This is a genomic window from Nostoc sp. 'Peltigera membranacea cyanobiont' 210A, assembly GCF_002246015.1.
Taxonomy (GTDB): domain Bacteria; phylum Cyanobacteriota; class Cyanobacteriia; order Cyanobacteriales; family Nostocaceae; genus Nostoc.
The window spans coordinates 606,865-630,202 of record NZ_NOLJ01000001.1 but is presented as its reverse complement, the minus strand read 5'-3'; the positions used below and the strand labels follow the sequence as shown (position 1 = coordinate 630,202).

The following is a 23,338-nucleotide window of genomic DNA, read 5'->3' as shown; positions in this document are numbered from 1 at the left end:
TATAGTTTTCCGCTTAAGTTTACACCAATGCCCCCTGCCCCCTGCCCCCTGCCTCCCTCAAGCAGTCACTATATAAGACGAATTGATCGCTGCTACACGCCCAGCATCTACCAAAGCTTGATACACGATCGCCGCTACCTCACCGCGTGTAGCATCGCGGGTAGGATTGAGTTGTTTCAGGTTTGGGTAATTGACGATAATTTCCTTGTCTATAGCTTTTGTTACCTCATCCTTGGCATATTCAGGAATCTTGGCTTGGTCATCAAAAACTTTGATAGTTGCCGTACCATCACTAGATAACCCCAGTCCATTCACCAGAGAGACAATCACTTGCACACGCTGGATATTTTTGTTGGGACTAAAGGTATTGTCGGGAAAACCAGAGAGAAATGAACCTTGATATGCCTGCTGAATTACCTTGGATGCCCAGAAGTCTGTTGGTACATCTTTGAATTTGATCGCTGCACGGTTTGGTTGTGGGTTGAAAGCTTTTACCAATATTGCCGCGAATTGTGCCCGTGTCATCGTCGTATCGGGTTTAAATGTGCGATCGGGAAAACCATTAACTATCCCTAATTTGACTAATTCCCGAATAAACCCACCTGCCCAATGATTTGCAATATCGGTTAATTCAATAGTTGGAGTTGGCGTTGGCGTTGGCGTTGGTGTTGGCGTTGGTGTTGGCGTTGGCGTTGGCGTTGGTGTTGGAGTTGGAGTTGGAGTTGGAATTGGCGTTGGCGTTGGAGTTGGAGTTGGCGTTGGCGTTGGAGTTGGCGTTGGAGTTGGAGTTGGCGTTGGAGTTGGCGTGGGTGTTGGAACCGAACTATCTGCAAACTCTATGTTTCCGGCGACTTTAGACGCATCTATTTTATTTCCTAGAGAAATCAGCTTATTGGAACTGACATTTTGCAAATCAAATTTACCGTTATTGCGTAGAGTATTGCCCCCTGGACTATTGATACTGCCGATATCCGGTAGAGCAGTTCCAATTACTGTGATCCCATCATCAGTATTATTTTCACTGACATTATTACGTAATACGGGACGGGCACTACCAGAGATGACAATCCCAGAACGGTTTTCATAGATTCTGTTATCTCGAAGGATGGGTGATGCAGTATCACTAATGGCAATGCCAAAACCTGTTTTAAAGTAGGTATTATTTTCAATTTGACCTTTAGAATTTTTAGCGATCGCAATTCCATTAGCTGCATTCTCACTGAACACATTACCTAGAATCACTGGGTTAGCATCGCCTGTAGCAAATACTCCCTCCCGCTTATTATTGATGAAGGTGCTATTAGCAACAGTAGGGGTAGTTGATTCGATCCAGACACCACTACCACGACTAGCTAAATTTGTTACAGTCACTCCTCGGAGTTCAGCTTTATCCAGCAGCACAAAAGTGACATTCTGACCAGCAAAAGTACGGCTCAGGTAACTACCACTTCCTTCAATTAAAATACCATTGCCTTTATTGGCTTCATTACCCACCACTGTTACGCCAGATGAAATCGTTAACGGAAAGACTTCACCGCTAGCAGCATTGTAATTACCATCTGCTAGTTGAATCTTGGTATCAAGAGTCGCTACCTTGAGGGCTTGCGTAATAGTTTTGAAGGGGGCTTGTTGAGTACCTGGGTTGGTATTGCTGCCTGATACTGGATTTACGTAAAAACTTTGAGCCATATTTATACTTTCATAAAATACATAGCTATCCTAGCGCTAACCATGAAGGTGGGTAGCAGTTGATGCATTAAGTAACTTTAAGTACTTCTCACTACAAAGTTAAAAAATTAAATTATGTAAATGCTTTTGGGTTTCACTAGTACTCGACTAAATGAACTATCTCTAGTTGGCTTTGCCTAAACTAGAGGTTTCTACATCCTCTAGAACAATATAAGCAAAGTTACTTTGAGATTGTGGTGGATGATATTGATCGGGAATATGCGCGAATTCAATCAGTAAGGGAACTCCAAGAAATAAATTATCCAATATTGTGGGGTGGGCATCTCCGCCCAGTCCATAATATGGCGGGCGAGACGCCATAGGTGTCAACTTAACGCTAAACCCGCTTGGTGACAACGTTTTGCCCTCACCCCCAGCCCCTCTCCCAAGAGAGAGGGGAGCTAGACATTCAATTCCCCTTCTCCCAAGGGAGAAGGGGTTAGGGGATGAGGGCGTGAGGGATTTGCAAAACGCCTGTCCGATATAGTTTTCGGCTTAAGTTGACACCAATGGCGAGACGCCCACCCCACAAGAGTTAATTGGATATTTTTTTATTTGGAAGTCCCTAAGGTATGAAAATTACAACGGAGATCGAGACTGAACCTTGGGGTGAAAGGTTCTTTCAAGTCACAGACCCCAACGGTGTCGTGATTCAACTCGTCGAGTGAATCGCCGAAAACATAGGAGAAACAGTATGAACTATGCCCCGCCACCTGCGATAAGGATAAACCTCCGCTCTGCTAGCTTTGCTGATTTGGATTTATTGCACCACTGGGATGAGCAACCTCATGTGGTTGAGTCCGATCCTAACGATGACTGGGGCTGGGAAGTAGAACTTAACCGCGCTCCCGAATGGAGAGAGCAATTGATTGCTGAAATTGATGGTCGTCCCATCAGATTTATTCAGATTATCGATCCAGCACATGAGGATAGCCATTACTGGGGTGATGTTACGGCGAATCTTCGTGCCATTGATATCTGGATTGGGGAAGAAACTGATTTGGGTAAAGGCTATGGAACACAAATGATGCGGCTTGCACTTGCTCGATGTTTTGCTGATCCGCAAGTGACGGCTATACTTGTTGATCCGCTAGCCAGTAATACCCGCGTTCACCGCTTCTATGAACGCTTTGGCTTCAAATTTATCGAGTATCGACGGTTTGGTGACGATGAGTGCTTTGTTTATTGCCTAAGCCGAGCAGATTGGCATGGTGAAAGTGAAATTAGCTGAATCACCAGATGAGGAACAATTCAATCAACGACTGCCCGAATTTAATCAACGACTGCCCGAATTTAATCAACGACTGCCCGAATTCAATCAACGACTACCCGAATTTAATCAACGACTGCCCGAATTCAATTAACGACTGCCCGAATTTAATATTTGGTAGTCCCGTAAGTCCTAAAAAATGAAAAAGTAGGCAGAAGAGTTTCTTCTCTGCCTCTTTTCACTTATTTCCTATTTAGGACTTACGCAAAACTACACATTGTAGGGGCAATTTATGAATTGCCCCTACCTGAAAATAAGGGTTTCGGTTATTGTTTGCGTAAGTCTTCCGATTAATAGGGCCACTTCCAATCGCGAATTTCCGGCACATCATCGCCGTACTTATCAATGTAATGCTTGTGTTCAATCAGCTTATCTTGCATGTGCTGTTTGACATAAGCTGCCTTAGATCCTAGTTTAGGCACGCGATCGATTACATCAATTACCAAATGGAAGCGATCTAAATCGTTGAGAACAACCATGTCAAAGGGGGTGGTGGTAGTTCCCTCTTCCTTGTAGCCACGCACATGGATGTTTTTATGATTAGTGTGGCGGTAGGTTAGGCGATGAATTAGCCAGGGATAGCCATGAAAGGCAAAGATAACGGGTTTGTCGGTGGTGAAAATTGTGTCAAAATCTTTTTCACTCAAACCGTGGGGATGTTCGGTTTTTGGCTGGAGTGTCATCAAATCGACTACGTTCACTACCCGCACTTTTAAATCCGAGAAGTGCTGACGCAAGATGTCTACAGCCGCCAAGGTTTCTAAGGTGGGAACATCCCCAGCACAAGCCATCACTACATCTGGTTCGCCGCCTTGGTCGCTGCTTGCCCATTCCCAAATGCCGATGCCTTTGGTGCAATGCTTGATAGCAGCATCTATGTTGAGATATTGCAATGCTGGCTGTTTACCAGCAATGATGACGTTGACATAGTTGCGGCTTTTTAGACAATGGTCAGTTACCGACAGCAGAGTGTTGGCATCGGGGGGTAAATAGACGCGAACAATCTCAGCTTTTTTGTTAAGTACATGGTCGATAAAACCAGGGTCTTGGTGAGAGAAACCGTTATGGTCTTGTCGCCAAACGTGAGAGGTGAGTAGGTAATTGAGGGAAGCGATCGGTCTACGCCAGGGAATATGTCTGGTGGTTTTCAACCATTTGGCGTGTTGGTTGAACATGGAATCAATGATATGGATGAATGCCTCGTAGCAAGTGAAGAACCCATGACGCCCGGTGAGGAGGTAGCCTTCTAACCATCCTTGGCAAGAGGTTTCGCTGAGAACTTCCATTACCCGACCGTCGGGGGAAAGGTGGTCATCTTCGGGGTAAATCTCGCCTTCCCAAACCCGGTCTGTAACTTCTAACACAGGGTCTAAACGATTCGATGCTAATTCGTCGGGGGCGAAGATACGGAAATTGCGACTTTCTTGGTTAAGTCGCATGATATCCCGCAGGAATTTGCCGGTCACTTTGGTAGCTTCTGCGATCGCTTTCCCTGGTTCAGAAACATCTACAGCATAGTCTTGAAAATCGGGCATCTTCAGGTCATGCAGCAAAATACCGCCGTTAGCGTGGGGATTGTCACCCATGCGTCGATGCTTTTTGGGGGCGAGTTCTGCTAGTTCGGGAATCAGTTTACCGTTAGCGTCGAAGAGTTCTTCTGGTTTGTAACTCTTCATCCAATCTTCTAGAAGTCTCAGGTGGTCTGGCTGTTTGGCTATATTGCCAAAAGGAACTTGGTGCGATCGCCAAGAACCTTCGGTTTTTTTACCATCTACTTCCTTGGGCCCTGTCCAACCCTTGGGGGTTCGCATCACAATCATCGGCCACTGGGGACGTTCAGTGAAACCATGTACGCGGGCTTCCCTTTGGATACTTTGAATTTCTGCGATCGCTGTTTCTAGAGTCGCCGCCATCTGCTGATGGACATCTGCGGGATCGTCACCTTCAACAAAGTATGGTTTGTAGCCGTAGCCTATAAATAAACTCTCCAACTCATCATGGCTAATCCGTGCCAGCATCGTTGGGTTAGCAATTTTATACCCATTCAGGTGCAAAATGGGAAGCACAGCGCCATCACGTACAGGATTAAGAAACTTGTTGGAATGCCAGCTAGTCGCTAAAGCACCTGTTTCGGCTTCGCCGTCACCGACAACAGCAGCAACAATTAAGTCAGGGTTATCAAAGGCAGCACCATAAGCATGGACGAGGGCATAACCTAATTCCCCGCCTTCGTGGATCGAACCAGGGGTTTCCGGTGCTACGTGACTGGGAATACCACCAGGGAAAGAAAACTGTTTGAAGAGTTTCTGAATTCCTTCAGTATCTTGGGAGATGTTGTGATAATACTCAGTGTAAGTGCCTTCTAAGTAAGTGTTGGCTACTAGTCCAGGGCCTCCATGACCGGGGCCAGCAATGTAGATTGTGTTGAGGTCATATTTTTTGATGACCCGATTCAGGTGAACATAGATTAAGTTCAGCCCTGGCGTAGTTCCCCAGTGCCCCAATAGTCTGGGTTTGACGTGTTCCAGCTTTAGGGGTTCTCTTAGTAGCGGATTGTCGAGTAGATATATTTGCCCAACGGAAAGATAGTTAGCTGCACGCCAGTAGGCGTTTATCTTTTGTAATTCTTCATCAGTTAAAGGCTTTGTTTGTGGAGTCGTTGCTAATGTCATTATCGACACTCCATTCCAAAAGGTTTTTGATGGGTTCATCCGTAAGTGATTGTACTTGTTTTCCAGATGATGGCCATCTACCCATGATGAATTTTTTCAGCCTTCGTGACTAAATTCCTTGCTTCTACACACAGGATGGAAAGTGATGTCTACGATGGGCTACATCTAAAACTATTAATTAATGCCATCAATCTGCATTTTCTTCATTATAATTATCTAGCCTGTCCTGGCGAATGGAATTCGCGGCTATACAAACAAAACCCACCTCCGTGGGTTTCAAATTCTTTGAGTCCGCGTAGGCGGACTTCTCTGCGAGACGCACTCGCGTTCGTTTGTGTAGCCGCGATTTCTAATCGCCTGGTATATTTGCAAAGGTGAGATACTCCCAATAAACATCTCCTCGCATCAAACTGCATCCTCTTGTTGAAGTTGGGGGAGATAATCAATTAAAACGGACTCTGCAAAAGCTAAATCTTCATTAGCAAACTCAATTTTCAATGCAGCAGTCTCAACATCAGAAATAGCATCCCAATGCTGAGTTAGTTTTTTTTTGGAGAGAGATAGCAAAATCTAATACTTATTCTTGACTAGACTTGGGTAATTGGGACAATATTTCCAGTAGTTGCCTGTGAATAGTTGCTGTTGGTTTTTCTGTCATTGCCACATTTCCTAGATTAATAAATAGAGTATGTACTTTAATTTTCTCATGCTTCAAGTTTTGTTTTCTCTTGAAGTATCTAATACAGCAAAAATAGCTAGAGGCAGATCAATTAACGAGCTAATTATTAATTTCCAATAATCCAGGCGGTGGCGTGATTTCAATGCGATTAGATTTCAAGTCTACTACTGGTGCGATCGCTTCCACAAATGGAATCAAAACAGTCTTTTGCTTTTTCTCAGTAGCAAATGATTCATGCAACTTTACTTCTAACAAATCATTGCCAGCAGGGATAATGTCTACTACTGTACCCACGAGTTCGCCAGATGCTTGCATGAAGACTTCCAAGCCAATCAAATCGAGGACATGATATTCATCTTCGCTTAATTGGGGGCGATCGCTAGCTGGCACCATTAACTTACAACCGCGCAACGCATCCGCCTGATCGCAATTTTCCACGCCAGCTAATTTGATGACATACAAGTTTTTGTTACTGATATAACGTCCTGTCAATAATTCGATTGGTTGCGGTTCTGTGTCACCTGAACACAATAACCAACGTTTTCCTGGCACCTCAAATCTTTCGGGAAAGTCTGATACAGGATAAACCCGTAATTCTCCAGACAATCCTTGAGGGGAAACAATCTTACCAATTTCTAGCCAATCATCAAGATTAGGGGCTGGGGATTGGGGACTGGCAACTACGGGCTGGGGATTGGGGACTGGAGATTGGACATTTTTAATTTTTGAATTTCCTCCTACTCTCTTGCCCCTCTGCTTCTCTGCCCCTCTGCCTCCAATCTCTTTATTAGCTTCTTCGTGTTTCATTTCCATTTTTCCTACTAGTACAACACGGCGGAAATAAACCACCATTCCAAATCAATGAAACGCTTACGCTGCGTTCATTTTTAATTTTTAATTTTTAATTTTTAATTCCGCCTTGCGGTATTAGGCAGTCACAGCCGCACGCTGATAAGTTTCTTCAGCCACTTTTGCTAAACGTTGCATAGCAGTGACAATCTCCTCATCGCTGCCGGTGAGACTGATGCGGAAACATTGGTGCTTGTGCGCCCACTCTTCCTCTAAACCGGGGAAGAAGCTATTTCCTGGGACAATAATCACACCTACTTGCTTAACTAGCTGGTAAAATTCCCAGTCACTCATGGGTAAATCCTTTAACCACAACCAAGCAAAAATTGCTCCTTCACCGCGATGGAGGAACCAAGGTAAATCCTTGGGCATCGCTTGTTCTAGGCTGGTTTCTAAAACGGTAAATTTATTTTGGTAAAAGGGACGGATGACAGTGTGAGAAATTTCTACTAAAGCGCCAGAATTAATTGCAAGAGCTGCGATCGCTTGGCCGTAACGTGAAGAATGGAGGCCAATATTTGCTTGGAAACACTCCAACACTTCAATCCACTTTTCATCCCCAATGGCAATACCAACCCTTTCTCCTGGTAATCCCGCTTTTGATAAACTCATGCAGTGTAAGATATTATCGCCAAACACTGGTGTCATTTCGGTAAAGTTCAATGCTGGGAAGGGAGGCGCATAAGCCGAGTCAATTAACACCGGGAGATTGTAAGGCGCAGCTAAAGCAGCAATCTTTTTCACTTCATCCTCAGTGAGGACATTACCAGTGGGATTACAAGGGCGAGAGAAGAGGATACAACCGGTATTTTCTGTAATCGACAGTTGGCTGAAGTCGGGGCGATATTTAAATCGGTGGGCGGCTTCATCAATATCGAGAGTCGGTTTATAAGCAGTTAAGGCTTTTGGAACTAAGGAGAGGCCGCCGTAACCTGTGTAGTCAGGGCTGAGGGGCAAAACGATTTGTTTTAACTCGCCGCTAGGGGTATAGCCACCGTAGCTATTCACAGCGTAGAAGTAGAGGGTTTGACTACCGGGGGTGATGAGGATATTGCGATCGCTTAAGTTTAACCCGTAGCGTTTGTTAAAATCGTTAGCGATCGCTTCAACTAATGGTGCATAGCCTTGACTTGAACCGTAGCGGCAAACTACCTCACCATATTCTGGACTAGCCAAAAGCTGTGCAGTACAATCCCGCCATAATTGTTCTACCTCTGGCAAAATCAACGGATTACCAGCACTCAAATTAATAAACTGCTGCCCTGCACCCGCTCGTAATGTTTCGATAATATCCTTCATGATTGCTCTGACGCCAGTCAGGTTGGACATTTGAGCGCCAATTTGAGTTAGGGCAGGGTTCATAAGCTGTGACAAAATATATTAATTTAGGGGTGGACAAATTATTTGGGGTTGCTGCTGACATCCAGTTTACATCGTTGCCAAAACAGCTGTTGCCGCCTTTAACCAATCTAGCTAGAGAATGACATTTTAACAAAGGTGATAATATTTATCGTTATAGCCGCGATCGTGCTGAGTAAATACGATGAAGTAATACAAAAGTTTATCATACGTTCAATGCCTATGAGGGGAGTGGGGACTGGGGACTGGGGACTGGGAGACAAGAAGAATAACCCATACCCAATGCCCCATATCCTTAAAAGCACTCTCCGATATAAACTCAAATAAGCCCATTGACAAAACTCTACAGGAGCGCTGACATTGCAAGTTAAAGCAGCAGTAGCTTACAGCGCAGGTAAGCCGTTGACGATTGAAACCGTTCAACTATCGGGGCCAAAAGCTGGCGAAGTGTTAGTTGAAGTCAAAGCAAGCGGGGTTTGTCATACCGACGCCTTTACTCTATCTGGTGACGATCCCGAAGGTTTGTTTCCAGCGATTTTGGGACATGAAGGTGCTGGCGTGGTAGTGGAAGTAGGCGCTGGTGTCACCAGTCTCAAACCAGGGGATCGTGTGATTCCCCTTTACACTCCCGAATGTCGTCAGTGCGAATATTGTCTAAGTTTCAAAACTAATCTCTGCCAAGCCATTCGCCTAACTCAAGGACGCGGTGTGATGCCCGATGGCACTAGTCGCTTTAGTCTCGATGGGCAAATGATTCATCATTATATGGGTACATCCACCTTTGCTAACTATACGGTGCTGCCAGAAATCGCCTTAGCAAAAATTCGAGAAGATGCCCCATTTGATAAGGTTTGTTACATTGGCTGCGGTGTTACTACTGGTATTGGTGCAGTTATCAATACTGCCAAGGTGGAACCTGGGGCAAATGTTGTGGTTTTCGGTTTGGGTGGTATTGGCTTAAATGTTATCCAAGCGGCGCGGATGGTAGGGGCAAATATGATTGTCGGGGTGGATATTAATCCCAGCAAACGCGCTTTGGCGGAAAAGTTTGGCATGACGCATTTTGTTAATCCCCAGGAAGTAGAGGGTGATTTAGTCCCCTATCTGGTTGATTTAACAAAAGGCGGTGCAGATTACAGCTTTGAATGTATCGGTAATGTTAAATTGATGCGTCAAGCATTAGAATGCTGCCACAAAGGTTGGGGTGTGAGCGTGATTATTGGTGTTGCTGGTGCTGGACAGGAAATCAGTACTCGTCCTTTTCAATTAGTAACTGGGCGCGTTTGGAAAGGTTCAGCATTCGGTGGTGCTAGAGGACGTACAGATGTGCCAAAAATCGTTGATTGGTATATGGAAGGTAAGATAAATATTGATGATTTGATTACCCACGTAATGCCCATTGAGCAAATTAATGATGCTTTTGAATTAATGCACAAAGGTGAATCAATTCGCAGTGTGGTGACTTTCTAATTCGTAATTCGTAATTCGTAATTTGTACCTGATGCTTACGCAGAGAGTCCTGTTTGAGATAAGGTTCAAATCTCTATCTGAAACATAATTATGAATTATGCATTTTAAAATTATGTAGACCCTACAAAGCTGAAAAACAACAAAAAAGCTGATGCCAAACTTCTATGAAGCAGACTTCTATAGTTGGACTCAACAACAGGCTAACCTTTTGCGTCATCATCAATGGAACCAGCTTGACCTACCCAATTTAATTGAGGAAATTGAATCTTTGGGAAGAAAGGAACGCCAAGAATTGAGAAATCGTTTTAGTGTGTTAATTGGACATTTACTCAAATGGGAATATCAACCAAAGCAACGCAGCCGTAGTTGGTGAGCCAGCGCGTTGCGGGGGTTCCCCCCGTTGTAGCGACTGGCGAACCCGAAGGGTTAGCAACAATTAGAGTACAACGACGGGAAATTCTCAAGTTGCTGAACGAAAATCCTAGTCTGAAACCTTACATTGAAGAAGCACTCCAGGAATCTTATGAAAATGCTAGGGATTTAGCATCAGGAGAAACCAATCTACCACTTTCAACTTTTCCCAACCAATGTTTATATCTTTTTGAGGAAATTCTGAGCGATCGCTTTTATCCCGGTCAGTCTACCACAGATAATTTAATGGATTGACACTCCTCAGTCAAAATTCACAAGTAGCAAATGTCAACTTGATAATACTTCATCAAAGTATCGATCGATTTCTGCTATCAGTATTTCAAAGTCTACAGGCTTGGTCAAGTGGCATTTGAAACCAGACTTCAGCGCAAGTTGCCGATCCTCTTGGCTACCGTAGCCGGTAAGTGCAATCAGAATTGAGCGAGTAAACTTGGAATCTTTACTTAGTTCCTGTGCAACGGCGAATCCATCCATTTCAGGAAGTCCGATGTCACAAATAATTACATGAGGCTCAAGCTTCTTTGCAGTTTCTACCCCTAAAATTCCATTCTCGGCAATGAAAACTTCATGCCCAAAATGCTCAAGTACTGCTTGTAATGATACGGCTGAATCCTCGTTATCTTCGATGACTAAAATCTTCAACGATTTTTTCGCCGCCTCTGTAATCTCTAGGTCTTTGTCCAAGGTTGTAATCTCTTCGCATACAGGGAGAGTGACTTTGAATTCTGCTCCCAAATTTATCCCTCTACTTGAGGCTTCAACATTACCACCATGAAGTTCTACAAGACTTTTGACTACCGAAAGTCCCAAACCTAGCCCGCCCCGCGAACGGTCTAAACTGCGATCGGCCTGGGTAAACGGCTCGAAAAGTTCTGGTAATATTGTCGGGTCTATCCCTATACCTGTATCTCTTACAGATAAGGCCGCCACACTACCTGAGCCATTCTCACCTGGAATAACTGAGAAATCTACCCAAATCGTCCCATCTGGTTGGGAAAACTTTAAGGCGTTATCAAGAAGGTTCCCAAAGATTTGGAAGAAGCGAGTGGAATCAACATAAGCCCACACGGGTATGTTTGGCAAGTCTTGTACTACGTTAAGATTCCATCTTTTTATTGCTTGTGCGTGGTCATTGAGACTTTGGCGAACCAATTCCACCAGATTAACCTTCTCAAGATTTAATGAAATCTTCCCATAAGTGATGGACGATACGTCAAGTAACTCATCGATCAATTTCGAGAGGTGCTTAATCTGGTGTTGCATCATTAAAACTGTTTCCCCAACTGCGCCAGTCTGTCCTAGCTTCAACTTCAGTAGTTGAACGCCGTTGGAGATGGGGGCAACGGGATTCCTCAACTCGTGAGCCAGCATCGCAATAAATTTGTCTTTTAGGGCATTTTGGTTCGTCAATTTCTGGAAAAGTTGCACGTTTGCGATCGCAACTGCTGTAGTATCTGTCAAAATCTCAAGTAGTCCGATCTCTTGGGGCGTGGCTAGGTGGCGTGTACTCCAGTAAGCTCCAATCGCACCCAGTGGATCGGAAACCCGAATCGGAACCATCACTAAACTTTTGACAAAAGTTACTTTGTACGCCTCAATCGGAATTCGTGCATCCTGGTAAATATCCTCAATTACGGCTGCTTGTTTATTGAGCATCGCCCAACCGGAGATGCAAGACTTGAGCGGAAAACGCATACCTTTCCAAAGTGGGCCAATGGCGTTTTCATCGACATAGTGGCAACATTCACCATCCCGCAATACAAAAGTTACTCCATCAGCATTTGTGAGATCGCGAGCAGCTAAACGCACAATCTCAATAATTTCCTCAATAGTCCGCACACAAGCCAAATCCTTCACGACCGAAAGCAGCCTGTTGTAAGACGAAATACTATAGCTTTGATCTGAATTCTGTGCTTGAGAGATGGAGGTTTGTAATATATTTTTCATAAAGAACTCCGAACAAAAGGGATGTCTGTATAAAAACTCAGGTAAAGCGGGTAGGTTTCAGCAGACACCTACTCTTAATCGTAATCTTAACTTTAGATATTGAAAGGGCAATCTGTTAACGCATTTTTTCTTCACTCGTGGTATAAGCACCTTGAAGTTTTGCAAGTGAATATTCGTAAGTTGCTTATGTCTTCTAATACAACTTATGATGTTTAATCTACTGCGGTTACGTAGTTAGTAAACTCGTTATTTAGCGATCGCCAAATAATACTCAAATCGCTCTCGGAGTTGTTCAATTGTTAGATTTTGAGTCCAGTACTCCACTAGGGCATGACCAAATGCCCAGGCGTTGCGATCGGGTGCAGCGGTGTTTTGCAGCAGTAGCGGCCAAAGGGATAGCAATTCAAAGTTGAGCGCGTTGGGGTTCAAGAGTGAGAAAAGTTCATATCCCATTTGTAGTTTACCAATGACAATTGGCAACTGTTCCACAGGAATTTGCTCCGCCAGCATATATGCTAAAGCCGGAGATCCGGTTGAGAGCGTAGAAACAAACTGAAGGACGGGACTTTTGAGCAATGCCGTTAATCCTTGTGTTGTCGTCATTTGGAAGGTGTAGTGGTCGATGATTTTGGCGGCGGCGACAATGCGGACTTCTAGATTACGCAAAAAGCGGGCGAGACGGAGTTGCTTGGTTGGTGCGATCGCATCCACTAATCCCAACGATAGCGCCTCTACTCCCCAGGCAACTCTATTTGTTTTGCTGTCACCTGTAACCACTGGTAAAACTAGATTACAGAAGTTTCCTAGCAGTTTAGCGCGATATTCAGTGGCTTCGCGAATGGCAATTTCTTTGGGGCGATCGCCCCATTCCCAATCATAAGGCGGTTGCCATTCGCGGATGGGACGCAGCCGATCTACTTGAGTGACAATAGCGATCGCAGGTAAATCTGCAACTTCTGCTCTTATATCTTGCAAAAAGTCCACATCCATTTGCAGGGCAGGATCGAGGGCAGGAGTAGCTAACAGCAGCAAATCTGAATTGATGGCATAATCAAGCACCAAATTTCGGAGTTCGGCACGGTTGACTTGTTCATAACCAGGTGTGTCCAAAAGCGTCAGGGTTTCCCCACTTTCAGTCTGCCATTGATAATTCTGAATGCGATCGGTACTGGGTAAAACATCGACGGCTGCGAGATCCGCCTGAAATAGCGTGTTAATCAGGCTACTTTTTCCTGAACCCGTGCGCCCTACCAGCAGAATATTCACGGGTTTTTGCTCAACCGCCTTAGCTGGTTGAACTTGAGTCAAGATTTCTCGGAGTGTTTGGGTTTTTGCCTTGGGTAAAGTTGGTGGGGAAGCTACGGTTGCTGGAACTGGTAATGTGCTACCTCCGTAAAGTGCGATCGCTTGTCGGCATAAGTTTCTCAGGGCAGCTTCCCGAAATAACTGGCTCAAATTCCCCAATAATTGCTGAGTTGCTTGGTTACTAGAACCCTGACTGGCTTGTTTTGCCACCGCCGCCACCGGATTTAAGATCCATTGTGCCCAGTTCCAAACTTTCCAGAATTTCCGAGCCGATGGTTCCAACTTCCGGTAGACTTCATATCCTTGGTATGCTTGTCCAACCGTTACCTGATTGAGGATTGGGGATAACTTTTGCATCCACTGATCCATATCATCTACCGTTCCCCTAATCAGCCCATAAGCTTGGGGGACGTAAATGTTCAGCAGGGGATATTGAATCTGAGGATTATAGATATGAGCGATCGCCACAACTAAATCCTGACATCGCGTCCAAAAACTTTGCCAGTCTTCCCAAATCGGGCGATCGCTTTGTGCTGCTTGGAGAATCTCTTGAAGGGCGGTTTCTGCAAGTTTTGTGGTGTCACTTCCCACAGGTAGCCTTACTCTATCCTCTGCTGTCGATTCCAGTTCTTCACGGACTTGAGTTAATACAGCTTCCACCTCGTTAACAGCTGGTTGAGTCCATTTGACTAGCAGCCAACGCCAACCAACAAATAAAACGGTGAATACACCCCAAATCCAATTAATGCCCCACGCATGAATTTGTGAACCGGCAGACACCAGTAAAAAAATGATGATAAACGCGATCGGGATTGCTAAGACTACCCACTGCCACAGTTTTAATCGCACCATTGCCCCATACCTGCTTTGAAATGTTAGAAAATTCGAGTTTTTGTAAAAGTTACTCTTATATAAAAGTCTATCGTCTCCAATGCAAGCAGGATGTTTGGTATTCTGGGATTAATGGTAGACTCCTAATTATTAGGGATAAATGTTTTATTTTGCTGTAGGTAGCTAAATAAACAACTGGATATTTATATTTCTAGATTAGAAGAAGTTTAAAATTGCTCAGTTGTCTATGAGAGCAAAATTTAGTAAACAAGCTATGCAAACAATTACCGACATTGGCACGCTGATTGTCAGCACACCCGGAACCTGTGGTGGTCGTCCTCGGATTGCGGGACACCGGATTACGGTACATAATATTGCGATCGATTTCAACGCAGGCATGAAACCGGAAGAGATAGTTGTCCAAAGACCACAGCTAATGTTGGCACAAGTTTATGCAGCGCTAGCTTACTACTATGCTAACCAGGAAGTAATTGACACGGAGATTGCCGCAGAAATTGAAGAATACGACCGTTTGGAAGCTGAGTACACGGCGAAGAGACAGTGAGCCAAATTCGTTTGTATGTTAGATGAGGACAGTGTTGAGAAGTCCCTAATCAAAGCTTTCTGTAATGCAAACTTGGATGTTGTGACAGTGGCCGATGTGAGCAGGCAGAGCTATTCTGATGATGAGCAGCTAATTTGGGCAACAGAGCAAGGGCGTGTTATCTATAGCTACAACCGAAGAGACTTTTGCTGCTTACATAACGAGTTTTTAGCCACAGAAAGAAATCATGCTGGCATTATATTGTTGCAGCAACAACGCTATTCCGTAGGGCAACAGTTACAAGGGTTGCTCAAGTTGGTTGCTACTCGTTCGGCTGAGGAGATGGTAAACCAACTGGTGTTTTTGAGTGCTTATATTGATAAAAGCTATTAGAGGTTGTTTGAAAAGTATTATTGCTAACATCTAAGCCTCCCAAACCTAACCCCCCTAGCCCCCCTTCCCTACAAGGGAATGGGGGTTTCAAAGCCTCTCTCCGTTTCGGGGAGAGGTTTGGAGAGGGGTTTCTAGTATACTTTGCGGCTTTTCAAACATCCTCTTAGACCACTGTCGGCGTTTTAATTAATACTAAGCTTCATTGATAAGACTGCTATCTTAATAAAGATATCCTCGAAGTGATTTCGTATGTCAGCAGCTAATTGCAAAGCCATAACTAAATCTGGAGAAAAATGTAAGCTCAAAGCTAATTCTTCTGGATACTGTCATATACATGATCCTGAAAAAATTGCTGAATACGAGGCGAAACAACATTTACCTGAAATTTTCGCAGTTGAGGTTTCAGCCAAGACCTTTAGCCAACGACGAGGCTTGAAGCCAATATCTGAGATTATCCAAATCGATAGTATGAATCATGCTCTACGTAATTCTCTTTGGAATGTATTAAGTGCAAATTTCTTTTTAAAATACTCAAAAACCATATCTAACTATATGTATTCGGACAGATATGTAGATGACTTTATTGTATATGTTTGGGAAAAATATTTTAAGTATATTTTGGATGACTTCTCGGCAACACCAAGAGAATCTGTAACCTGGTTATTAGAATATTTTGAAAAGTGCCAATGGTATGAAGTTTACGACTTTCTTGAGATCACTATAAACTATTTCAAATCTCCGAAACTTGTAGAAGATATAAACTCTGTATTAGAAAGAGAACTGGCAGGTTATAGATTTGTCGGAGGTGTATTCACAGATATCACCAATGAGCAAGAAATTGAAATGCTTGAGCAAGCAGTAGATGATAAAAATTTTCCTGCTGTGTCCAGCCATTTGAAGGGCTCCCTTGCTTTAATGACTAACAGAGAAAATCCTGACTACAGAAACTCTATCAAAGAATCTATTTCTGCTGTTGAAAGTGTAGCAAAAGCTATTACTGGAAAACCAAAGGGAACTTTAGCAGATGCTCTGAAGGTTCTGGAAGTTTCTCACAATTTACATCCCGCTTTAAAAAATTCATTCTTAATTCTGTATGGATATACAAGTGATGAGGGAGGTATCAGACATGCTATGTTGACTGAGCCTGATCTAACTATTGCTGATGCAAAGTTCTTTTTACTTTCATGTACGTCTTTCATAAATTACCTAAAATCGAAGATTTAGAGCGCGATCGCTTTTTAATTAGATTTGGGAGATAAGGAGCGATCGCCTCTGGTAGTCTACGCGATCGCCTTCGATACATTCAGCGATCGCAAGCAACAATAAAATTTATCAACGAAGTGTTGATGACGAAAGTGCCAAAATGGGCAAGAATTGGACAGCACAAAAGTTGTCTGGCGATCGCTCTTAACGTTTTAAATACTTAATATTAGTTAATCTTAGGGGTAGTTGGCAACAAAAAGTTTTAACAGAAGTTCCCAAGCGATAACATTTGCGGACGATATCTAAGGCAAAGTATGGTACGCGCAGTCCAAGTGGGTAAAACACGGGCAGATATAACCAGTAGTAAGCCTTTTTGAGGTTATTCCACTTTGAGCAAGCTTCTTGATGCAGGAAATCTGATATATCTACAACTAATCCTCTGCCTTGGTACATCATGACATTACGCCCGTGGACATCATGAGGGTGGAGTCCACGACTTCGTGCATAGTCAAGAGCTTCATCAATGTCCTTTATTACCTGCTTGGGAATTGGTAAACCAAAGTGCATACAATCGTAGAGGGTTGTTCCATAAAGCCGTTTCAAGACTAAAAATCCATCCTTGGCGTACAAAGACTCAGAAAAGGCTGGATGATAACCTAGACGACGGTAAACTTCTACTTCCTCTTCAAAACCTGTCCGTCCTGGGGCATAAATCTTAACTACACAGTCAAGGTAATCGGGGTGATAAACTACTACGGCGTAATTTCCTCTGCCAAGCAGCTGCCAAGGTTGTGGAAGATAGCTTACCTTAATTGGATCGCAGGGATTGATACTTTCAATCTGTAATCTAGGCAGTAGTTCCTGATAAATGTTTTTGACTAACTGTTTTGGGGGCAATTTGTCCATATCAATTCCTTAGCCAATTTACGAGGTTTGGGAATAAGGTTGACTTGAGTGAATACGACCTAAATGACACCGTTGCTACTTACTTTTAACCCTAGAGATGACAATTTTTATCCAAAACTTATTGCGATATTGATTCTTCTACCAACAATTCCGATCCTGCTTCACCCTCACCCAGGTTATCAGAATTAACAGATTTAGAAAAACCATCTGCTACATCTTTGATAAAACCAGCTACAGGTACCGCAACTAGTAAACCCAAGACTCCGCCAATATTGGTTCCTACAAGCAGAGCAATTAATATCCATATTGGTCTAATGCCAGTAAATTTACCTAAAAGACGTGGTGCGATCGCCTGATCGATTAACTGATCGATAACAACAGCTACTGCAAACACCTTAGCTGCTAGCCAAAAGTCATGTGACGCTATGATTAAAGTTATTAAAACCAGACTGACGACATCACCAAAGGGAATTAAGCTCAAAAGTCCAACTCCCAAACCAAAGAGCAAAGCAAACTGGACTTGAAAAGCTAAAAACAATAATGTTATTGAAACACCCATCAGCAAAGCCAAAGTTCCCTGACCAATTAAGTAATTTTGGAAGTTTTGCTGAATAGACTGGCTTATTTGTTGGGCAATATTTCCAGGTAACTTCTTAAATATCGCCTCCCAAATTCTTGGGCCATCTAACAACAAGTAAAAAGTTAGCACTACTGTGATTAACGCCTCAGAAATACTATCAATTGTATCTATAATAATACTTAAAAGCTTATCGGAAACAAACTCTAATTCATTAGGTAATTGGTCAGTAACTTGTGCTAATAGCTGACTTAGATTCACATTTATTTTATGTTTAAACAACCAATTATTGACAATCTGAAGTTTTTCTTCGCTAGAATCAATCCATTGAGGAAAGACTTTAACCATTTCATTAAATTGCTCTAAAACAATGGGTACTAAAGTGATACCCAGAGCCACAACAATTACCAATGCTAATATAAAAACTAATGCTACTGCATAGCTACGTTTAACTCTCCGCTGTTGGAGAATCGAAACAGGATAGTTTAAAACGAATGCAAGCAAAGTAGCCAAAACAAGAATTGTGACGACAGGTTGGAAGTTTTTAACCAGCAAAAATGCTAGCCAACCATTGAGAAATACTAGAGGAAATAACAACGTAAAAATTAACCATCTAAGTAGTTGATTCAGTGAAAAATTCATAATTAATTTCAAAGCGAAAATTATTCTAGTTACTAGATTGAACCGAGTAATTAAATCTGCTCAACAAGAAGTAGACAATAAAAATCTTCCTCCATTGCAGACGCGATTAATCGTGTCTCTCCCAATTCCCCATTCCCTACTCTCCATTATTCCAATTACTAAATTTCAGCAAACGCTGAAAATTGTTCTTCATTTATTCGCCCTGCTTGATAGAGAGTATTAGTAATTTCCGAAATAGTTAAAACCGCATGACTGCAATAACCATTTTGCTGTAACCTATCTTTCACCCCCTGTTCATGGTCGATAAATACCACAATATCATTAACCTTTAATCCAGCTGATTCTAACTTTCCTGCCCCTTCCATAACACTTTTACCACTAATGAGAATATCATCAACCACTACAACTGTTTCACCAGTATGAAAGTTACCCTCAATTACTCTCCGAGTTCCGTGTGCTTTCACCTCTTTACGCGGGAAAATCATCGGACAGTGAAGGCGCAAAGCTAAACCAGTCGCAGTTGGTAATGAACCATAGGGAATACCTGCTAATCTATCAAAATTGAGGTTCTTCAAAATATCCTCATAAGCTGTGAGAACTTGATTAAAAACTTGGGGATTGGAAATAATTTTGCGTAAGTCGATGTAATAAGGAAATATCGCTCCTGATGCTTGGACAAAACTGCCAAACATAATGCAGTCAAGATCGTAAAGTTGTAAAATCAAATCTTGGTGGGGGTGCTGATTTAGAAAACAAACATCAGGAAACCACACAGAACAAGTAGAATTTTCGTGAATAATTTCAGTTTTGATTTGATTAATTTCTGCACGTAGAGACTGGACTTCTTCTGATAATTGTGTGTTTCCCAACATATCTTGAGGAACAGGAATCAGTAAACCATCACCATTACTATTCAAGCCAGCTTCTAAAATTTGTTTCAGGTTTTGACCCTCCGCCCAGATGCTACGCGCCATAATAATTCGTTCAGGTGCAACTGCTCGAATAAGTGCTAAAACTTCAGGATTTGTAGTTCCCACTTCCAAACCCAATTGTTCTGGAGTTCCCCAGGTTTTTGATTCTTTTACTACCTGTAAATAAAGGGGTGATTCCTTTGTAGGATATTGCTGTAGAGCTTCTGCACCTGGATTAGAAGTACAGCATAAAATAAACACCGCTTTATCAGGATAGACTAAAAAAGGTGCTACGTGATCTTGTCCTGTATAGGGACTGAGAGTGATTGCGTCCACCTGCCATTGTGTAAACACAGTCTGGGCAAAGATGGTACTAGTATTTAAGTCACTGTGTTTGGCATCTAAAATCACTGGGATGTGGGCTGGAACAGCTGCTAAAGTTTTGTACAGCAGTTCTAAACCAGGAATACCTAACGCTTCATAAAAGCCAAGTGTCGGTTTATAAGCACAAACGTAATCAGAAGTTTCCGCAATAATGAATTGTAACCACTTCTCCAAACCAGCGATGAGTTCTTCCGATTCATAACGCCCAGGCATCATCTCTGGATTTGGATCGAGTCCTACAAATAGTAAGCTTTGATTTTGTAAGATATTTCTATTCAATTTATCAAAAAAGTTCATTTTTTTTGTTTAAAAAAGAGTTATTAGTCATTAGACCTCTTGCAAAAGTCCCTAACACCCCACCCCCAACCCCTCCCCGCTTGCGGGGAGGGGAGACAAAGCGTAGCTTGGGGTGGGGTTCTTTCTTATTTTTGATTTATGCAAGAGGTCTATTAGTCATTAGTCATTAGTCATTAGTCATTAGTCATTGGTCATTGGTCACTATTCCCTGCGTCTGCTTATCTCCATGACCATAGTTTGTTTACTAAAACATTGATTCTGTTAGTTGAGTACCTCCAGCTTTTTTCCCTAATTGATAGTGAATTACTACAAATAAGATCACCATCGGCACTGAGGCAAAGTGAACAATTCGCAATGCTTGCCAATCGCCAAAGCAATCCACAATCCAGGGAAATTGAGCAGGTTTATACATTCCTATCCCTGTAAATAATGCCAGCAGCAAAATAGGAATAATTGCTGTATAAGCAATCCGATGCCAAGCATAAATTCGACGTTGGTAATTTTGAGTTTTTTGTAATGCTTTCAAGTCATTAGCTCCGACAAAGCGATGTCGCCAGCGTCGGGTAATTAAAATGTAAATTCCATACCACAACAGATTCAGTGAGAATAGCCACATTGCTGCAAAATGCCAGTGTCTGCCTCCTGCCAGCCAACCTCCTAAAGTAAATATCGGAGGAATGTGCAAACCTGCACGTCCACCAAAAACAGGGTTGGCGTTGTAAATTTGTAGTCCACTGGTGAGCATGATAAATAGACTAATGATGTTACACCAGTGAAAAATTTTGGCTCCTATTGCTTGAGTGGGTCGCTTTCGAGTTGGAGAGGAAACGTTGGAAGTCATAAATTTTGACTGATAAAATTTGCTGTTTATCTGTCTTGGGTAAATAGCCCAGCAAGTTTGGGTGGGTATTACTCACTAGACCTCTTGCATAAGTCGAATCGACCCCCCTTAATCCCCCCGATATATTGGGGGGAAACTTGAAATCTTGCTCCCCCCCCTTCACAAGGGGAGGGTTGGGGAGGGGTGATTCAACGATTTTTGCAAGAGGTAGAGGTCTACTTTTATTTTCCCATCATTTAGATTCAGTATTTTGACATTGATGGTCTACCATCTACTGTTTTAGCTGTCAGTTTAGGTATGGCTAGGGTTGTTCTAAACTAAATTACGCCTAATGTGAATTAAAGTCCAGATACGATTACCAGTAGACCAGTGTCAATCCAATACCTAAATCAGCAGCGCAGCAGTAGAGGATTGCTCTTTCTTGATGGAATGGGGTTTTCTGACGACCCTAGAGTTGTCAAATTATCAGATTTTGGCTGGCGAATGCGAGAGCGTTTTTTATCCAGTATGTATTGGTGATAAACGCGGTTTACTTTTTAGACATCCTTTAAGATTAAAACATCAACAGGTATCAAACATCATTTAAGCAAGGAGAATAAGATGGCTAACACAGATAATCTCACAGGTGTGAGAAATTCTGGTCTTGCGATCGCCGATCCCCTCATTGGTAGCACTACTCAGATATTGGAAGTTACTGGTCAAGGAGAAATCAGTGTTGCCACTACTTTAACTGATGTAGAATTGGGGATTAAAGTACAGGGAAAAACTGCAACCGAAGTTCAAGAACAAGTTGCTCAACGTTCAACTGCGGTAGTTGATGTACTGCAAAAGCTTGGGGCGCAAGAACTTCAAACTACATCTATTCAACTAAATCCTGTCTATAGCTTTGAAAATGGTACTCAAACTCTAACCGGCTTTGAAGGCCTCAACACACTTCAGTTTGAGTTACCAACAAATCAATCTGGGGCAGCAATTGACAAAGCTATTCAAGCAGGTGCAAATGTCATACAGAATATTAGCTTCACTGCCTCAGACGAAGTATTGCAGCAGGCACGCCTGCAAGTTTTGAGCGAAGCTGTTAAAGATGCCAAAGCTCAGGCTCAGGCTGTTTTTAGTACCTTGCAGTTAACCCCCGGACAGATTATTGACATTGATATTAACTCAGATGATAATCCTAGACCATCTCCCTTGGTGTCTAATCTAACAGCAGATAGGGTTTCGGCAACAGCTAGTACAACTACTATAATTGGTAGTCCTCAGACGATAGAAGCTAGTGTTTCTTTAGATATCGGTTATTCTCCAAATTCAGCAGGGACTCTTGCTTCGGCTACTGATAATCTTATCGGTGTGAGAAATCCGGGTATTGCGATCGCCGATCCCCTCATTGGTAGCACTGCTCAGATATTGGAAGTTACTGGTAAAGGAGAGGTCAGTGTTGCCACTACTTTAACTGATGTAGAATTGGGGATTAAAGTACAGGGAAAAACTGCAACCGAAGTTCAAGAACAAGTTGCTCAACGTTCAACAGCGGTAGTTGATGTACTGCAAAAGCTTGGGGCGAAAGAACTTCAAACTATATCTATTCAACTAAATCCTGTCTATAGCTTTGAAAATGGGACTCAAACCCTCACCGGCTTTGAAGGCCTCAACACACTTCAGTTTGAATTACCAACAAATCAATCTGGGGCAGCAATTGACAAAGCTATCCAAGCAGGTGCAAATGTCATACAGAATATTAGCTTCACTGCCTCAGACGAAGTATTGCAACAGGCACGCCTGCAAGTTCTGAGCGAAGCTGTTAAAGATGCCAAAGCTCAGGCTCAGGCTGTTTTTAGTACCTTGCAGTTAACCCCTGGACAGATTATTGACATTGATATTAACTCAAATGATAATCCTAGTCCATCTCCCTTGGTGTCTAATCTAATAACAGATAGGGTTTCTACAACTCCTATAATTGGTGGTTCTCAGACGATAAAAGCTAGTGTTTCTCTAGATATCGGTTATTCTCCAATTTCAGCAGTGATTCTCGATTTACCTCTTAATGGATTGCAGCAATTTGCTTAATCAGGACTTATGCAAGTTTCACAAGCACGTGGCG

At 42.8% G+C, this 23,338-nt stretch carries 20 protein-coding genes and 1 pseudogene; 9 read left to right on the top strand and 12 right to left on the bottom strand.

All coding sequences use genetic code 11. The features are described 5' to 3' along the window. Positions 1-57: 57 nt before the first annotated feature. Complete coding sequence (locus CDG76_RS02735; protein WP_094347529.1) at positions 58-1,689, bottom strand: DUF1565 domain-containing protein; 1,632 nt, start codon at positions 1,687-1,689, stop codon at positions 58-60. A 162-nt stretch (positions 1,690-1,851) separates the two neighbouring features. Next, complete coding sequence (locus CDG76_RS02730) at positions 1,852-2,049, bottom strand: hypothetical protein (RefSeq protein WP_094347528.1); 198 nt, start codon at positions 2,047-2,049, stop codon at positions 1,852-1,854. 251 nt (positions 2,050-2,300) lie between these two features. Between CDG76_RS02730 and CDG76_RS39495 the strand changes: the two genes are divergently transcribed. The 3 genes from CDG76_RS39495 to CDG76_RS36960 are packed head-to-tail and all read left to right on the top strand — an operon-like array spanning position 2,301 to position 3,092. Then, positions 2,301-2,396 (top strand): VOC family protein, encoded by a 96-nt coding sequence (locus CDG76_RS39495; protein ID WP_333783362.1) that lies wholly within the window; start codon positions 2,301-2,303, stop codon positions 2,394-2,396. A 26-nt stretch (positions 2,397-2,422) separates the two neighbouring features. Then, positions 2,423-2,959, top strand: coding sequence for a GNAT family N-acetyltransferase (locus CDG76_RS02720; RefSeq protein WP_094347527.1), 537 nt, complete (start codon positions 2,423-2,425; stop codon positions 2,957-2,959). Next, on the top strand, positions 2,937-3,092 hold the full coding sequence (locus tag CDG76_RS36960) for a hypothetical protein (RefSeq protein WP_190240735.1): 156 nt from the start codon (positions 2,937-2,939) through the stop codon (positions 3,090-3,092). Before CDG76_RS02720 ends, CDG76_RS36960 begins: the two co-directional genes overlap by 23 nt. A gap of 196 nt (positions 3,093-3,288) precedes the next feature. Here the strand turns inward: CDG76_RS36960 and CDG76_RS02715 are convergent, their stop codons facing one another. The 4 genes from CDG76_RS02715 to CDG76_RS02700 all read right to left on the bottom strand — a co-directional run bounded on the left by CDG76_RS02715 (position 3,289) and on the right by CDG76_RS02700 (position 8,560). After that, on the bottom strand, positions 3,289-5,670 hold the full coding sequence (locus CDG76_RS02715) for a phosphoketolase family protein (protein ID WP_094347526.1): 2,382 nt from the start codon (positions 5,668-5,670) through the stop codon (positions 3,289-3,291). A 405-nt stretch (positions 5,671-6,075) separates the two neighbouring features. Continuing rightward, on the bottom strand, positions 6,076-6,237 hold the full coding sequence (locus tag CDG76_RS38090) for a hypothetical protein (protein ID WP_223265106.1): 162 nt from the start codon (positions 6,235-6,237) through the stop codon (positions 6,076-6,078). Between the two features lie 211 nt (positions 6,238-6,448). Then, positions 6,449-7,156, bottom strand: coding sequence for a ribosome maturation factor RimM (gene rimM, locus CDG76_RS02705; protein ID WP_094347924.1), 708 nt, complete (start codon positions 7,154-7,156; stop codon positions 6,449-6,451). A gap of 120 nt (positions 7,157-7,276) precedes the next feature. Then, positions 7,277-8,560, bottom strand: a complete 1,284-nt coding sequence (locus CDG76_RS02700) for a valine--pyruvate transaminase (protein WP_094347525.1) — start codon at positions 8,558-8,560, stop codon at positions 7,277-7,279. 357 nt (positions 8,561-8,917) lie between these two features. On the opposite strand from CDG76_RS02700, the gene CDG76_RS02690 reads away from it, so the two are divergent. Further along, positions 8,918-10,027, top strand: coding sequence for an S-(hydroxymethyl)glutathione dehydrogenase/class III alcohol dehydrogenase (locus CDG76_RS02690; protein ID WP_094347523.1), 1,110 nt, complete (start codon positions 8,918-8,920; stop codon positions 10,025-10,027). Positions 10,028-10,178: 151 nt separating this feature from the next. Then, a pseudogene (locus CDG76_RS02685) lies at positions 10,179-10,693 on the top strand (DUF29 domain-containing protein). A 33-nt stretch (positions 10,694-10,726) separates the two neighbouring features. Here the strand turns inward: CDG76_RS02685 and CDG76_RS02680 are convergent. Both CDG76_RS02680 and CDG76_RS02675 read right to left on the bottom strand, forming a co-directional pair. Further along, a complete protein-coding gene (locus CDG76_RS02680) occupies positions 10,727-12,406 on the bottom strand; it encodes a hybrid sensor histidine kinase/response regulator (protein WP_094347522.1) in 1,680 nt (559 codons plus the stop codon). 246 nt (positions 12,407-12,652) lie between these two features. Continuing rightward, positions 12,653-14,563 (bottom strand): GTPase family protein, encoded by a 1,911-nt coding sequence (locus CDG76_RS02675; RefSeq protein ID WP_094347521.1) that lies wholly within the window; start codon positions 14,561-14,563, stop codon positions 12,653-12,655. A gap of 226 nt (positions 14,564-14,789) precedes the next feature. On the opposite strand from CDG76_RS02675, the gene CDG76_RS02670 reads away from it, so the two are divergent. The 3 genes from CDG76_RS02670 to CDG76_RS02660 all read left to right on the top strand — a co-directional run bounded on the left by CDG76_RS02670 (position 14,790) and on the right by CDG76_RS02660 (position 16,703). Next, positions 14,790-15,107, top strand: coding sequence for a DUF433 domain-containing protein (locus CDG76_RS02670; protein ID WP_317616110.1), 318 nt, complete (start codon positions 14,790-14,792; stop codon positions 15,105-15,107). 15 nt (positions 15,108-15,122) lie between these two features. Further along, positions 15,123-15,479: a DUF5615 family PIN-like protein gene (locus tag CDG76_RS02665; protein WP_094347520.1), complete on the top strand. Its 357-nt coding sequence runs from the start codon at positions 15,123-15,125 to the stop codon at positions 15,477-15,479. A gap of 249 nt (positions 15,480-15,728) precedes the next feature. Further along, positions 15,729-16,703: an AbiJ-NTD4 domain-containing protein gene (locus CDG76_RS02660; protein WP_094347519.1), complete on the top strand. Its 975-nt coding sequence runs from the start codon at positions 15,729-15,731 to the stop codon at positions 16,701-16,703. Between the two features lie 183 nt (positions 16,704-16,886). Here CDG76_RS02660 and CDG76_RS02655 read toward each other — a convergent pair whose 3' ends face one another. The 4 genes from CDG76_RS02655 to CDG76_RS02640 form a co-directional block, all read right to left on the bottom strand. Beyond that, positions 16,887-17,588: a serine/threonine protein kinase gene (locus CDG76_RS02655; protein ID WP_094347518.1), complete on the bottom strand. Its 702-nt coding sequence runs from the start codon at positions 17,586-17,588 to the stop codon at positions 16,887-16,889. 118 nt (positions 17,589-17,706) lie between these two features. Then, positions 17,707-18,807, bottom strand: a complete 1,101-nt coding sequence (locus tag CDG76_RS02650) for an AI-2E family transporter (protein ID WP_094347517.1) — start codon at positions 18,805-18,807, stop codon at positions 17,707-17,709. A gap of 158 nt (positions 18,808-18,965) precedes the next feature. After that, on the bottom strand, positions 18,966-20,399 hold the full coding sequence (locus CDG76_RS02645; protein WP_094347516.1) for a bifunctional orotidine-5'-phosphate decarboxylase/orotate phosphoribosyltransferase: 1,434 nt from the start codon (positions 20,397-20,399) through the stop codon (positions 18,966-18,968). Positions 20,400-20,643: 244 nt separating this feature from the next. After that, the gene (locus CDG76_RS02640) at positions 20,644-21,240 is read right to left on the bottom strand and encodes a cytochrome b/b6 domain-containing protein (RefSeq protein WP_094347515.1); all 597 of its coding nucleotides are present in this window, start codon (positions 21,238-21,240) and stop codon (positions 20,644-20,646) included. 600 nt (positions 21,241-21,840) lie between these two features. Here CDG76_RS02640 and CDG76_RS02635 point away from each other — a divergent pair. Next, the gene (locus CDG76_RS02635; RefSeq protein ID WP_094347514.1) at positions 21,841-23,304 is read left to right on the top strand and encodes an SIMPL domain-containing protein; all 1,464 of its coding nucleotides are present in this window, start codon (positions 21,841-21,843) and stop codon (positions 23,302-23,304) included. Positions 23,305-23,338: the final 34 nt, after the last annotated feature.

Bases quoted from the DNA above. Each gene is read 5' to 3' on its own strand.
- CDG76_RS02680 (WP_094347522.1), bottom strand. From the start codon at position 12,406: ATGAAAAATATATTACAAACCTCCATCTCTCAAGCACAGAATTCAGAT.
- CDG76_RS02715 (WP_094347526.1), bottom strand. From the start codon at position 5,670: ATGACATTAGCAACGACTCCACAAACAAAGCCTTTAACTGATGAAGAA.
- CDG76_RS36960 (WP_190240735.1), top strand. From the start codon at position 2,937: ATGGTGAAAGTGAAATTAGCTGAATCACCAGATGAGGAACAATTCAAT.
- CDG76_RS02655 (WP_094347518.1), bottom strand. From the start codon at position 17,588: ATGGACAAATTGCCCCCAAAACAGTTAGTCAAAAACATTTATCAGGAA.
- CDG76_RS02640 (WP_094347515.1), bottom strand. From the start codon at position 21,240: ATGACTTCCAACGTTTCCTCTCCAACTCGAAAGCGACCCACTCAAGCA.
- CDG76_RS02720 (WP_094347527.1), top strand. From the start codon at position 2,423: ATGAACTATGCCCCGCCACCTGCGATAAGGATAAACCTCCGCTCTGCT.
- CDG76_RS02635 (WP_094347514.1), top strand. From the start codon at position 21,841: ATGGCTAACACAGATAATCTCACAGGTGTGAGAAATTCTGGTCTTGCG.
- CDG76_RS02650 (WP_094347517.1), bottom strand. From the start codon at position 18,807: ATGAATTTTTCACTGAATCAACTACTTAGATGGTTAATTTTTACGTTG.
- CDG76_RS02735 (WP_094347529.1), bottom strand. From the start codon at position 1,689: ATGGCTCAAAGTTTTTACGTAAATCCAGTATCAGGCAGCAATACCAAC.
- CDG76_RS39495 (WP_333783362.1), top strand. From the start codon at position 2,301: ATGAAAATTACAACGGAGATCGAGACTGAACCTTGGGGTGAAAGGTTC.
- CDG76_RS02645 (WP_094347516.1), bottom strand. From the start codon at position 20,399: ATGAACTTTTTTGATAAATTGAATAGAAATATCTTACAAAATCAAAGC.
- CDG76_RS02675 (WP_094347521.1), bottom strand. From the start codon at position 14,563: ATGGTGCGATTAAAACTGTGGCAGTGGGTAGTCTTAGCAATCCCGATC.
- CDG76_RS02670 (WP_317616110.1), top strand. From the start codon at position 14,790: ATGAGAGCAAAATTTAGTAAACAAGCTATGCAAACAATTACCGACATT.
- rimM (WP_094347924.1), bottom strand. From the start codon at position 7,156: ATGAAACACGAAGAAGCTAATAAAGAGATTGGAGGCAGAGGGGCAGAG.
- CDG76_RS02730 (WP_094347528.1), bottom strand. From the start codon at position 2,049: ATGGCGTCTCGCCCGCCATATTATGGACTGGGCGGAGATGCCCACCCC.
- CDG76_RS02700 (WP_094347525.1), bottom strand. From the start codon at position 8,560: ATGAACCCTGCCCTAACTCAAATTGGCGCTCAAATGTCCAACCTGACT.
- CDG76_RS02660 (WP_094347519.1), top strand. From the start codon at position 15,729: ATGTCAGCAGCTAATTGCAAAGCCATAACTAAATCTGGAGAAAAATGT.
- CDG76_RS02665 (WP_094347520.1), top strand. From the start codon at position 15,123: ATGTTAGATGAGGACAGTGTTGAGAAGTCCCTAATCAAAGCTTTCTGT.